Annotated in this window: 7 protein-coding genes; 6 read left to right on the top strand and 1 reads right to left on the bottom strand. The window is 58.7% G+C overall.

All coding sequences use genetic code 11. From position 1 onward, the window contains the following. Positions 1-96: 96 nt before the first annotated feature. The 6 genes from CHN51_RS02770 to CHN51_RS02745 all read left to right on the top strand — a co-directional run bounded on the left by CHN51_RS02770 (position 97) and on the right by CHN51_RS02745 (position 11,944). Positions 97-2,592: a cyclic nucleotide-binding domain-containing protein gene (locus CHN51_RS02770; protein WP_100092651.1), complete on the top strand. Its 2,496-nt coding sequence runs from the start codon at positions 97-99 to the stop codon at positions 2,590-2,592. A gap of 133 nt (positions 2,593-2,725) precedes the next feature. Then, positions 2,726-3,607 (top strand): hypothetical protein, encoded by an 882-nt coding sequence (locus CHN51_RS02765; RefSeq protein ID WP_100092650.1) that lies wholly within the window; start codon positions 2,726-2,728, stop codon positions 3,605-3,607. 15 nt (positions 3,608-3,622) lie between these two features. Next, complete coding sequence (locus CHN51_RS02760; RefSeq protein ID WP_100092649.1) at positions 3,623-5,428, top strand: cytochrome c3 family protein; 1,806 nt, start codon at positions 3,623-3,625, stop codon at positions 5,426-5,428. A 27-nt stretch (positions 5,429-5,455) separates the two neighbouring features. After that, positions 5,456-6,304, top strand: a complete 849-nt coding sequence (locus CHN51_RS02755) for a phosphodiesterase (RefSeq protein ID WP_100092648.1) — start codon at positions 5,456-5,458, stop codon at positions 6,302-6,304. 170 nt (positions 6,305-6,474) lie between these two features. Continuing rightward, positions 6,475-8,670: a M3 family metallopeptidase gene (locus tag CHN51_RS02750; protein WP_100092647.1), complete on the top strand. Its 2,196-nt coding sequence runs from the start codon at positions 6,475-6,477 to the stop codon at positions 8,668-8,670. 349 nt (positions 8,671-9,019) lie between these two features. Then, on the top strand, positions 9,020-11,944 hold the full coding sequence (locus CHN51_RS02745; protein WP_100092646.1) for a DNA methyltransferase: 2,925 nt from the start codon (positions 9,020-9,022) through the stop codon (positions 11,942-11,944). Between the two features lie 113 nt (positions 11,945-12,057). Here the strand turns inward: CHN51_RS02745 and CHN51_RS02740 are convergent, their stop codons facing one another. Next, complete coding sequence (locus CHN51_RS02740) at positions 12,058-12,786, bottom strand: outer membrane beta-barrel protein (RefSeq protein ID WP_240616841.1); 729 nt, start codon at positions 12,784-12,786, stop codon at positions 12,058-12,060. Between the last annotated feature and the right edge of the window lie 149 nt (positions 12,787-12,935).

Below are 12,935 nucleotides of genomic sequence, written 5' to 3'. Positions count from 1 at the left end.
GGCAATGGAGGGGCTTTTTGGTAAGATACTGCCAAAGTTCAATCTTTTGGGTCGCGCTAAAGCCGAATTACAAGCTGAACCGGATCGCTTTGACGTATGAGGGTGCGTTGGTCGGGAGAAGCAAAGGGGGGAAGCAAGCGCGTGTCGGACAAGTTTCGAGTAGTCATTATCGGGTCCGGACCAGCGGGCATGAGCGCGGCTGGGCGCGCTGCGCAGCTGAAGCTGAACCATGTGCTGCTGGAAAAAACCGACCATCTTTCCGACACCATCTACAAATATCAGAAGGGCAAGCATGTCATGGCGACGCCGAGCCAGCTGGTGCTGCGCTCGGACATGGATTTTGACGCTGGGAAGCGCGAGGATATTCTCGGCACCTGGGACGAGCAGACCGCAGAGCGCGGCGTCAATGTCATGTATAATGCCGAACCGGTGAAGATCGAGGGCGAAGAAAGCAATTTCACCATCACCCTGAAAAACGGCGATACGGTGCTGGCCGAAACCATCGTCATGGCGATCGGGACGCAGGGCAATCCCAATCTGATGCGCTGCCCCGGCGGCGACAACAAGCTGGTACAATATCAGCTCGACGATCCTGGCGAATATTATGATGAGCATATCACCGTGATCGGTTCCGGTGATGCGGGAATCGAGAATGCGCTGGGTCTGGCGGCCGATGCCGCGCAGAATAATGTCGTGACCATTCTCAACCGCTCGGCCGAATTTGCCCGGGCCAAGAAAGCCAATGTGAAGCTGCTGATGGAAGCGGGCGAGCAGGGCAAGGTGATGATCCGCAACGAGACCACGCCGGCCGAGGTCAGGGATGGCGAGCTGGTGCTGGAAACCCGCGACGGCCAGGAAGTGATCAAATGCGACCGGATCATCGCGCGCATGGGCAGCGCGCCACCGCGCAAATTCGTCGAGGAATGCGGGATCGAATTTACCAGCGAGGACCGCGAGGCCTATCCCAAATTGTCACCGGCCTTCGAAAGCACCAAGAAGGGCATTTATGTCATCGGCGCGCTCGCCGGCTATCCGCTGATCAAGCACTGCATGAACCAGGGCTATGATGTCATCGAGTTTATCAACGGCAATAGCGATCTGAAGCCCGCCGACGAGCCCATACTCGAAGCCAAATTTGCCAGCCTGCCCAGAGGCCGGACGGTCGATGAATGGCTGGAATTCTTCTGCGCCAATGTGACCATTCTCAACGAGCTCTCGCCCTTGCAGATGCGGGAATTCATGCTCGATAGCGAGCCGCAAAGCTATGGCAGCGGCGAGACGATTTTCGAACGCAGCGATCCGGGCAGTTCGCTGTTCGCCATCGCCCAGGGTTCGGTCGCGGTGGAAATCAATCCCGACGATCCCTCGATCACCGTGCCGATTGAACAGGGTTCGATCTTCGGCGAGGTCGGCCTGATTTCCGGGCGACGTCGCGGCGCTACGATCAAGGCGGCCGAGGATGTTATCGTGGTGGAAATCCCGCGCACCGCTGCGCTGAAACTGCAGGCATCGGTGCCGGCGGCCAAACGCGCCATCACCCGCATTTCCACCGAGCGGCAATTGCTGCAGATGTTCGGTTCCGGCCTGACCAAGGAGGATATTGCCGAGGTCGTCGAATCCAGCGAGATCATCAACGTTCGCGCTGGCGAGACGATCATCGAGGAAGGCGCCGAGGGCAATGATATTTACGTCATTCGCGTCGGGTCGATGGTCGTCGAGAAACAGATCGGCGGCAAGCCGGTGTTCCTCTCTTATCTGCCGGCCGGATCCTATGTCGGGGAAATGACGCTGATTGCCGGGGGCTATCGCACCGCGACGGTCAAGGCGGCGATCAAGTCGGAAGTGATCAAGATCAGCGGCGACGCGTTCAAGAAAGTGCTCGACGCCCACCCCGACCTGATGCGCAAGGCGAAACAGGAAATGGCCGCGCGCCAGGATATCAACGCCTTTGTCGAAGCGAAGAAGGACAGCTTTTCGGGCGTCGTCGACATGTATTCGGGCATTGCCAATTTCCTCGTCGACAATGGGATTGGCGAAGCCACCGACGTGCTGCTGATCGACGAGAATCTGTGCGTCGGCTGTGACAATTGCGAGAAGGCCTGCGCCGACAGCCACGAAGGCCTGTCGCGGCTCGATCGCGAGGCGGGAAAAACCTACGCCCATCTCCACGTACCGACCAGCTGCCGCCATTGCGAGCATCCGCACTGCATGTCCGACTGTCCGCCCGACGCGATTCACCGCGGTCCCGACGGCGAGGTGTTCATCGACGAAAGCTGCATCGGCTGCGGCAATTGCCAGCGCTATTGCCCCTATGGGGTGATCCGCATGGACAAGGTGCCGCCGAAGAAGCCGGGTCTGCTCAGCTGGCTGTTCTTCGGCGCCGGTCCGGGGCCGGGCGAACCCGACAAGGTCTGGAGCGCCGAACATAGCGATCCTGCGGTCGAAAAACCGAAGAAAGCGATTAAATGCGATATGTGCGCCGGGATCAAGGGTGGACCCGCCTGCGTTCGCGCCTGTCCGACCGGCGCAGCGATCCGCGTCGCACCGGAGGAGTTTCTCACCGTCTCCAAGCTGGAAGGGGAAGAGGTGTGATCTGTTTGTTTTTGCAACATCCCGTTCGTCCTGAGCTTGTCGAAGGAAAGATGGCAAGACGCGGTGCTTCGACAGGCTCAGGACGAACCGTACATCCAATCACCAAACCCGCAGCCAAGAGGGGAGCCCTATAATGGCCAGCAACGCCATCCCCGCCCCGTCAAACCGCAAGAAAGTCGCGATGCACGACGGCTTTCTGAAACATGCCGGTTTCCGCTGGCTGAAGATTTCCTCGGCGATCATGCTGGTCTGTATCGTCAGCTATCTGCTTGTCGATGTGTCGCCGCGCCACAATGGCGGTAGCTGGTACGGCTATACGCTGGGCACGATCGGCGCGCTGCTGATCCTTTGGCTGACCATGCTGGGCGTGCGCAAGCGGGCGATGACGCCGGGCCAGTGGTCGCTCAAGGCGTGGACCTCCGCGCATATCTATCTCGGCCTCAGCCTGATCGTGATCGGCACGCTGCATACCGGTTTCCAGCTTGGCTGGAATATCCATACCGCCGCCTATCTGTTCATGATGATTGTGATCATTTCCGGCATTGTCGGCATCTATTTCTATATGACCATTCCCAAGGCGCTGTCCGACAATCGCGACGAGATGACCGAGACCGAGATGCTCGAAAATCTCCGCTCGCTCGACCGGCAGCTGCACGAGGCGGCGCAGCCGCTATCGTCGGAACATGCCACTTTGGTGCTGCAGTCGCTCGAACAGGATCCGTTTGGCGGCGGTTTCTTCCGCCGCATTTCCGGCAAATATCCCGATTGCGCCACCCGCCAGGCGCAGGCCGACCTGCGCCGCGAGCGGGCCTATCAGCCGAAAATGGGCGGCGATGATCCGCTCGACAAGGTCGAGGCCCTGCTCGAGAAAAAGGAATCCACGCTGGGCCGCGTCCGCCGCCATCTGAAGCTCAAGGCGATGCTGCAGGTCTGGCTCTATATCCATGTCCCGATGACTTTCGCGCTGATCGCCTCGCTCACCGCGCATATCATCAGCGTGTTTTTCTACTGGTAGGATGGAGAGCCCGATATGACCTTCATTGTTCGCCAGATCACGACCACTGCCGCCGGCCGGGATATCACCCGGTCCAAGCCCTTTGCGACGGATGAAATCGGCGTCGGCCGCAGCACCGAAAATGCGATTCATTTGCCCGATCTCGCGGTCAATCCGCATCACGCTGTCATCCGCAGGCGCGATGATGGGCAGATCATTGTCGAAAGCACGTCGGGGCAGAATTTTACGCTCGACGGCAAGCACCGGATCTCTGTCACTATTGATCCGTCCGCCGGCGCGGAAATCGGTTTCGGCGGCCATGTCATCGTCGTCAGCGAGGAGGGCGATGATATTGTCCTGACCGTAAAGCGGGTCGAGGCCTTGTCCGATTCTGCCGAAGCGCGCAGTGAAACGTCGCTCTACACGCTCAAGGGGTTGCTGCCCGGCAAAAGGGTCAGCGCCTGGGGCTTCATCGCGCTGGTACTGGCGGCTTTTCTGGTCTGGCCGATCTACACCTGGGCCACCTGGCGCGGAGTCGAGGAGCGGCCCGACCAGTTCCACGCCGACACCATGTGGTCGGCCGGCGCGCTGAGCAGCGCCCATCACGGGCTGGAGCAGGATTGCCAGGCCTGTCATGTCGACGCCTTTGTCACGGTGCAGGACAAGACCTGTCTCACCTGTCACGAGGATGACGCCCACGACCATGCCGCCAAGCCGCGGCTGCTGACCGCGCGTGGCGAGCCGGAAGGTTTCGGCAAGATCGGCGCCGCTTTCGCCTCGGCGTTCAACAAGCCGCCGGGCAGGTGTGTCGAATGTCACAGCGAGCATGAGGGGGCCGGTGCTATGGAACCCACTGCGCAAAAATTCTGCGCGGATTGCCACAATGGGATGGACACGCGGTTGACCGACACAAAATTGGAAAATGCGTCGGACTTCGGCATCGAACATCCGCAATTCCGGCCCGCCGTGCTGGTCAGTCCGGGCGGCAAGAATCCGCCGCGCAAACGTGTCTCGCTCGATGACAAGCCGACCGAGAATAACGGGCTGAAATTTCCCCACGACCTGCATTTGTCGAAGACCGGCGGTGTCGCGCAAATGGGCCGGCGTCTGGCGGCCGACTTTGGATTCGGCCCTTCGCTCGTCTGCAAGGACTGCCACACGCCCGATCCCAAGGGCGTGCGCTTCGAACCGGTCGACATGAAGGAAGACTGCAGCATGTGCCACAGCCTCGCCTTTGACGAAATCGGCGGGACGGTGCGGACCCTGCGCCATGGCGAACCGGCGATGGTCCAGGCCGATCTCAGGGCCTATTATCGGTCCACCGGGCCAGCCCGGCCGATCAATCTTGGCGGGATGGCGCGCCGCCGTCCGGGCGAGAGCAACAACATCCGCGTCGCCAGCGACTATGCCCGCGCCGTCCGCTTCCGCCCGAGCCGCGCCAATCTGGCGATCAGCGAGGTATTCTCGCGCGGCGGTGCCTGTTTCGACTGTCACGGCGTGACCCCGCCAACCGCGCGCGGGCGGGTCGATTATGGCATCAAGCCGGTGACCCAGACCGACCGCTATATGCACAAGGGCTGGTTCAGCCATGACGCGCACAAAGAAGAGACTTGCGAAAGCTGTCATAATGCACCGGCGTCCAAACAGGCCACCGATCTGCTGCTGCCGGGCATCAAGACCTGCCGCGAATGTCATGGCGGCGAATTCCAGCAGGCGTCGGATGTGCCGTCGACCTGCGCGATGTGCCATGACTATCATGCCGACGACGGAGCGCCCTGGCTGATCAAGGAACAGCAGAAAGACAAACAGACAAAGCCGGAGAAACAGATTGCCCGGCAATAGGGCAGAGGGAAAAAGGGGAGGGCGTCCATGCTGATGGCGCAGATCACGGATATTCACCTGGGCTTTGACCCGGACAATCCGGCAGAATTCAACCGCAAGCGGCTCGACCAGGCGATCAAGATGATTTGCGCGATGACTCCGCAGCCCGACCTGTTGCTGGCAACCGGCGATCTCGTCGACCGCGGCGATCAGGAAAGCTACCAGCGGCTGCAAAATGCCCTGTCCGTGGTGCCTTTCCCGGTCCACATGTGTCTCGGCAACCACGATTTGCGGGCGCCGTTCCACAAGCAGTTTCCCGATGTCCCCGCTCCCGACGGCTTTGTGCAATATGAGGTCGATACGCCCGAACTCCGCCTGCTGTTTCTCGACACGCTGGAGGAGGGGCGTCACGGCGGCGCTTTCTGCGAAACCCGCGCCGCCTGGCTTTCCGCTAGATTATCGGAGCAACAGGACAAGCCGGTAATCCTTATTCTCCACCATCCACCGGTCGAAAGCGGCATAGAGTGGATGACCACCCACCCCGACGAGCCCTGGGTCACGCGGCTCGCGGATACAGTCGCTGGCCATGATCAGGTCAAGGGCATGATCACCGGCCATCTGCACCGCAATATTTCAACCTGGTGGGGCGATATCAGTCTGGCTATCTGCGCCTCTACCGCGCCGCAGGTGGCGCTGGATCTCAATCCGATCGATCCGGAACGTCCCGATGGCCGCAACATGATCGTTGCCGACCCGCCGGCGATCGCGCTGCATTACTGGAACGGCCGCCAGCTGGTCAGCCATTTCGAAAATGCCGAAGAACATGTCATGCTCGCCCGCTACGACGAGAATCTGCAGCCGCTTGTCCGCGCCCTGCTCGCCGAGAGACCGGAATAGCCATATTTCCCGATGTCGTTCATCGACAGCTAATAGCCGTTCGTCTAATAATTGATTTCCAACGCAACCTTTTTTGCGTTTCCGCTTCGCTTTGGCTAGACCGGTCCCAAATACACATCAGGTGCTTTTGCGAGATCCGCGAGAGCGGGTCCCTATTTGGAGAAAAATACATGCGATTCACGATATCCACCCGTAAAATCTTTCTGGGCGTGTCCAGCGCCGCGCTGATTGGCGCGACCCCCGCTCTCGCCGACGATCATGGAAAAAAAATGACAACAGCCGAATTGAACAAAATGAGCGCGATGCAATCTGCCCCCACCGATATCAGCGGGAATAGCGTGCTCCAGCCCTGGACCGGTCCCTATGACGGCGTGCCGGCCTGGGACAAGATCCAGGTCTCCGACTTCCCCGCCGCTTTCCAGGCGACGATGGACAAGGTCAAGGCCGAGGTGGTCGCAATCCGCGACAATCCCGCGCCCGCGACCTTTGAAAATTTCACCCTGCCGATGGAACTGGCCGGAAATGACGCGAATGAATTGTTCGCAATCTGGGGCGTTCACAGCAGCAACCTGTCGAACGAGGAAATCCGCAAAATCCAGGGCGAGTGGCTGCCGAAGGTGTCGGCTTTCTTCGACGCGCTGACCCTCGATCCCAAATTGCTGGAAAAGACCAAGACGGTCTATGACAACCGCGAAACCGCCGGTCTCGACCCGCAGCAGCTGCGTCTCGTCGAGCGCAATTACGAACAGCTGGTGCGCAACGGCGCCTTGCTCGAAGGCGCGGACAAGGAAAAGCTGATCGCGCTGAACACCGAATTGTCGAAAGCGTTCAACGATTTTTCCAACAAGGTGCTCGCTGACGAGGAAACCTATATCTATCTGACCGACGAAGCCGATCTGGCCGGTCTGCCCGCCAGCTTTGTCGCGTCGATCAAGGCCGCTGCCGAAGCGCAGGGCAAGCCGGGCTGGGCGCTGAAAAACACCCGTTCGGTGATGCAGCCCTTCCTGCAGAACTCGACCCGTCGCGATCTGCGCGAAAAGGTCTACAACGCCTATATCAACCGCGGTGACAATGGCGGCGAGAATGATACCAACGCGACCATCGCCAAGATCCTGAAGATCCGCGCCGACCGCGCCAAGCTGCTCGGGTTCAAGACCCACGCCCATTATCGCATGGCCGACACGATGGCGAAGGATCCGGATGCCGCGATGGAGCTGATGATGAAGGTCTGGCCCGCGGCTGTCGCCCGGGTGAAGGAAGAAGTCGCCGACATGCAGGCGGTGGCTGACGCGGAAGGCGCCGGCATCACCATCGCGCCCTGGGACTATCGCTTCTATGCGGAGAAGGTCCGCAAGGCGAAATATGACCTCGATGCGGCCGAGATCAAACCCTATTTCAAGCTCGACAATATGGTCGACGCGATGTTCGATGCTGCGGGCAAGCTGTACGGCATGACCTTCACCGAAAATACCGGCAGCGTTCCGGTCTTCGATCCCGAAGTGCGCACCTTCGAGGTGAAGCGCGGCGACAAGCTGGTCGGTCTCTTCTATCTCGACAATTATGCCCGCGAGGGAAAGCGGTCGGGCGCATGGATGACCACCTATCGCAGCCAGCATGATCTGGGCGGCAAGAACCGCTATGTTCTGGCCTCGAACAACAATAATTTCGTCAAGGGCGGCGACGGACAGCCGACGCTGATCAGCCTCGACGATGCCTCGACCCTGTTCCACGAATTCGGTCACGCGCTGCATTATCTCAACTATGACATCACCTATCCGGGCCTCGCCGGCACGCCGCGCGATTTCGTCGAATATCCCAGCCAGGTGAACGAGAACTGGCTGCTGACCCGCTATATTCTCGACAATTATGCGAAACATGCCGACACCGGAGAGCCGATGCCGCAGGCACTGGTCGACAAGATCAACAAGTCGAAAACCTTCAACGAAGGTTTCTCCACGGTCGAATATCTGTCGAGCGCGATTGTCGACATGAAGCTGCACAACCGCGAAACCCCGGTCACCGATCCGGACGCGTTCGAGCGCGAGACACTGGCCGAAATCGGCATGCCGAAGGAAATCGTGATGCGGCACCGCCTGCCGCAGTTCAACCATCTCTTCTCTTCAGACGCCTATTCGGCGGGCTATTACAGCTATCTCTGGTCGGAAACGATGGATGCCGACACCTGGGCCGCGTTCGAGGAAGCCGGCAGCCCCTGGGATGCCGAAACCGCCGAGCGCTTCCGCTCCGTCATCCTGAGCACGGGTAATGAAACCGACCGCGCCGAAGCCTATCGCGAATTCCGCGGCCGCGATCCGGAGGTCAAATATATCCTCAAGAAGCGCGGTTTTCCTGTACCGGGTGAGTGAGGTCGAGGGCGACGCGGTGAATGGAGTCGCGGTTGTCCGGATAAAGTTAGGAGAGGGGAGTGCGATTGCGCTCCCCTTTTTTTGTCCCTCTCCCTTGAGGGAGAGGGCTGTGCAGACTTGGCAGCTTGCTACCTAGTCGGAGCTGGGTGAGGGTGCACCGGAGGCAATGACGTTATCGTTGATGGCCCTCTGATTCTGCTACCATTCGAAGCACCTAGAAACCTGTTTTGGTAATGGAAAACTGTCACCACAAGCCCTGTTTTCTATAACCGATATCAGGTTGTTCAAATCGGTCTGCCCTGCCGATAATATTCGACTTGGCCGATCAACTCTGGTTAAGCTGGAAACGATGACACCGCATGAATTCATATCAAAATGGCGTAGCAGCGAGCTAAAGGAAAGCGCCGCAGCGCAGAGCCATTTCAATGACTTATGTGCATTGCTCGACCTAGCCGATCCCGCGACCGCCGATCCAAGGGGCGACTGGTTCACCTTCGAAAAAGGCGCATCGAAAACCGGTGGCGGTGGCGGCTGGGCCGACGTCTGGCGCAAGGGCTGTTTCGGCTGGGAATATAAGGGCAAGCGCAAGGATCTCGACGCTGCCTTCGCGCAATTGCAGCAATATGCCATCGCGCTGGAAAATCCGCCGCTGCTGATTGTGTCGGACATGGACCGGTTCCGCATCCACACCAACTGGACCAACACGGTGCAGGAAGTGCATGAATTTACGCTCGACGAATTGGCCGATGCCGCGACGCGCGATCTGCTGAAAAAATGCTTCACCGATCCGGAGGAGCTGAAACCCAGCAAGACCCGGCAAATGCTGACCGAGCTTGCCGCGCGTGAATTTGCCGAACTGGCCCAGCGTCTCCGCGACCGGGGCCATTTACCGCATGATGTCGCGCATTTCGTCAACCGGCTGGTCTTTTGCATGTTCGCCGAAGATGTTGGCCTGCTGCCGGACCATATGTTCACCAAGATGCTCGAAGCCAGCGGCTCGCATCCGGACCGATTTGCCGAAAATGCCAGCCAGCTGTTCCGCGCAATGGCCGAACCCGGTGGCAGTATCGGCTTTACCAAGATTGACTGGTTCAACGGCGGGCTGTTTGATTCCGACGAGGCGCTGCCGCTGAAACAGGCGGATATCGACAATCTGCGGACCGCAGCACATCTTGACTGGTCAGAGGTTGATCCGTCGATCCTCGGCACCTTGTTCGAGCGCGGTCTTGATCCGGCCAAGCGCAGCCAGTTGGGCGCCCACTATACCGACAGGGCAAAGATCATGCAGATCGTCGAGCCGGTCATCATCCGCCCGCTGGAAGCAGAATGGGACGAAGCGCGCACCCGGATGGAAGCGCTGATCGACAAGGCCCCGAAGGCGACGGCAGAGAAATTGCTGCGTGGCAAGGAACTGGCCAAGCGGACGAAGGCGCTGAACGAGGCGGCAACGATCCATCGTGATTTTCTAACCCGGCTGACCGCATTTCGGGTGCTCGATCCCGCCTGCGGTTCGGGCAATTTCCTCTATGTTGCGTTGCTGTCGCTGAAAGATATCGAGCATAAGGCCAATCTGGAAGCGGAAGTGCTCGGGCTGACCCGCGAATTCCCGCGCGTCGGACCGGAATCGGTGCTGGGCATCGAACTCAACCCCTATGCTGCCGAACTGGCGCGGGTATCGGTCTGGATCGGCGAAATCCAGTGGATGCGGCGCAACGGCTTTGCGGCGGCGAAAAACCCGATCCTGCGGCGATTGGGAACGATTGAAAATCGCGACGCGGTCCTGACGATTGATCGTGACGGCAATCCGATGCGGGCTGAATGGCCGGAAGCGGATGTGGTGGTGGGAAACCCGCCGTTTCTGGGCGACAAGAAGATGATAAGGGAGCTTGGTGAACAATATACGAAAGCTCTACGCGACGCCTATTCCGGCTTAGTCCCGGGCGGAGCTAATCTTGTTTGTTACTGGTTGGAACGAGCAAAACATTCGCTCCAACGCAAGTCTGTTCAGCGTGTTGGCCTTGTTACTACAAACGCTGTTCGAAGTGGCGCAGACAGGCGCGTACTTGAGCTATTATGCCAAAAAGCTGAGATATTCGAAGCATGGTCCGACGAACCGTGGATCGTTAACGGAGCGTCTGTTCGAGTTTCTTTGATATGCGTTTCAGCGAACCCGTTACCCAAAAGGTTGAATGGTGAAATAGTCGAAGCCATCACCTCATCGTTAAGCCAATTCTCTCAGCCTCTGCCGATGACCTTGAAACCCAATAACGGAACTTCTTTTACGGGAACATATTTGAACGGTCCATTTGAAGTTGAAGAACAGAAAGCAATCAGTTGGCTGTTGGCTCCAACAAATGTAGCTGGGCATATCAACAAAGATGTGATTAAGCTGACAGCCAATGGACAAGATTTGCTCCAGCGAGGAGATCGCAAGTGGCTTGTTGATTTCGGTACCAGTCTCACCGAAAACGAGGCGGCTCTGTATGAAGCGCCTTTTGAGTACGCTCGTAGTGAAATAAAGCCTTATCGACAGCGGGTAGGCGATGATGGAAAATTCGAAGTTCGTCGTCGGAATCACCGAGAAAGGTGGTGGATACACGCCGAAGCAAGGCCAGGAATGAGGCGAGCATTGGCGGGCTTGTCGCAATTCATAGTGACTCCAATGGTGTCCAGCACCCGTGTCTTCTGTTTTATGGATTCGGCCTTTTTACCCAACCAAAAATTGGTAGTTTTCCCAAAGGATGATTGTCTATCTCTTGGATTGCTTTCATCTATCTTTCACGAAGTTTGGACCCTTGAATACTGTTCTTGGATCGGTGCAGGCAACGACCCAACTTATGCAACAAAGTCTGTTTATTTAACCTTCCCTTTCCCGGAAGGCCTGACCCCCGATATTCCCGCCGCCGACTATGCCAATGATCCTCGCGCGCAGGCGATTGCGGCGGCGGCGGCGCGGCTCAACGAATTGCGTGAAAACTGGCTCAATCCATCCGATCTGGTCAGCCGCGAGCCGGAGGTGGTTCCGGGCTATCCCGACCGGATATTGCCGGTCGATGAGGACGCGGCCAACGAACTGAAAAAACGCACGCTGACCAATCTCTACAACGCCCGCCCCGCTTGGCTCGACCATGCTCATGCCGCGCTCGATGAAGCGGTGGCAGAGGCTTATGGATGGGGCGACGACTGGCGCGCTGGTGTGCTGACCGAAGACGAAATGCTCGCGCGCCTGTTCCGGCTCAATCAGGAACGCGCCGCTGCAGAGCGCGCATCGTAAACTAATCACTGTGGCTGAGTTCTAACTTAGCGCCGCTGACCGGCCTTTCAAAAAAAAAAAGGGCGCGCCGTCCACTGAACGGCACGCCCCTCAATCGCTAGCCTAGCTCCAGCTTAAAAGCGGAAACCAACACCCGCGACAACCTGATGGCGGTCGAGGTCGACGCCGATTTCATTGTTGTCGTTGAACAATGTGTCGTTATATTTGAGCGAGCTATAGTTGGAATAGCGATACTCGAGCTTGACGAACGCGCCCGAGCCGTCGCCATTGCGTCCGGTGCCGATCACCTGCTCGATGCCGGCGCCCAGACGATAGCCGTCAACCTGCTGGCTGTCGTCGAAGTTGAGATCGACGCCATCGGCTTCGGCGCGGTCCTGGAAGCGGGATTCAACGGCGGTGTTGGTATAGCCACCCTTGGCGTAAAGCAGGGTGTTGGGGCTGACCTTGGCACCGATACGCGCGCCGAGATAGAGGTCACGCTTCAGATTGACGCGGTAACCGAACGGCGCGTTGATATCCTCGTCGCCTTCCTGCTCGCCGGTCGAGTCCATATATTCGCCTTCGATACCGAAGACCACAGGACCCGCATCGAAGTCATAGCCGAGCGCCACGCCATAGGCGAAACCGTCAACCGACTGGTCGAGCGTATTATTCTCGAAAATGCCGTCATTGTCGGTGTCGACGTCGACATCACTGCCCGAACGCAGCGTGTCATAGCCGCCCAGGATTTCGGCGCGGGGACCGGTGAAGGGGGAGTCGGACTGCGCGGCTGCCGGGGTGGCAACGGCAAAGGCGCCGACGACGGAGGAGAGGATCAGGGGGGTGATCATGGGGGATTTCATAATTTTACTCCAACTAACTAAACATGGAACAGGATCGTTCCGGCCTTGCCCGCTATGGCTGCGGGCTTCCCGCCGATGCTGCGCCGGATACAGGGCGCGCTAGATCGACGAGTAGAGGAAACGGCCCAGAAGCAGCGGCGTTCCATCGG

Source organism: Sphingorhabdus sp. YGSMI21 (assembly GCF_002776575.1).
Taxonomy (GTDB): domain Bacteria; phylum Pseudomonadota; class Alphaproteobacteria; order Sphingomonadales; family Sphingomonadaceae; genus Parasphingorhabdus.
This window is presented reverse-complemented; position numbering and strand designations above follow the sequence as displayed.

What these genes read in the sequence shown, in the direction of transcription:
- CHN51_RS02750 (WP_100092647.1), top strand. Translation starts at nt 6,475, where the DNA reads ATGCGATTCACGATATCCACCCGTAAAATCTTTCTGGGCGTGTCCAGC.
- CHN51_RS02760 (WP_100092649.1), top strand. Translation starts at nt 3,623, where the DNA reads ATGACCTTCATTGTTCGCCAGATCACGACCACTGCCGCCGGCCGGGAT.
- CHN51_RS02745 (WP_100092646.1), top strand. Translation starts at nt 9,020, where the DNA reads ATGACACCGCATGAATTCATATCAAAATGGCGTAGCAGCGAGCTAAAG.
- CHN51_RS02755 (WP_100092648.1), top strand. Translation starts at nt 5,456, where the DNA reads ATGCTGATGGCGCAGATCACGGATATTCACCTGGGCTTTGACCCGGAC.
- CHN51_RS02770 (WP_100092651.1), top strand. Translation starts at nt 97, where the DNA reads ATGAGGGTGCGTTGGTCGGGAGAAGCAAAGGGGGGAAGCAAGCGCGTG.
- CHN51_RS02740 (WP_240616841.1), bottom strand. Translation starts at nt 12,786, where the DNA reads ATGAAATCCCCCATGATCACCCCCCTGATCCTCTCCTCCGTCGTCGGC.
- CHN51_RS02765 (WP_100092650.1), top strand. Translation starts at nt 2,726, where the DNA reads ATGGCCAGCAACGCCATCCCCGCCCCGTCAAACCGCAAGAAAGTCGCG.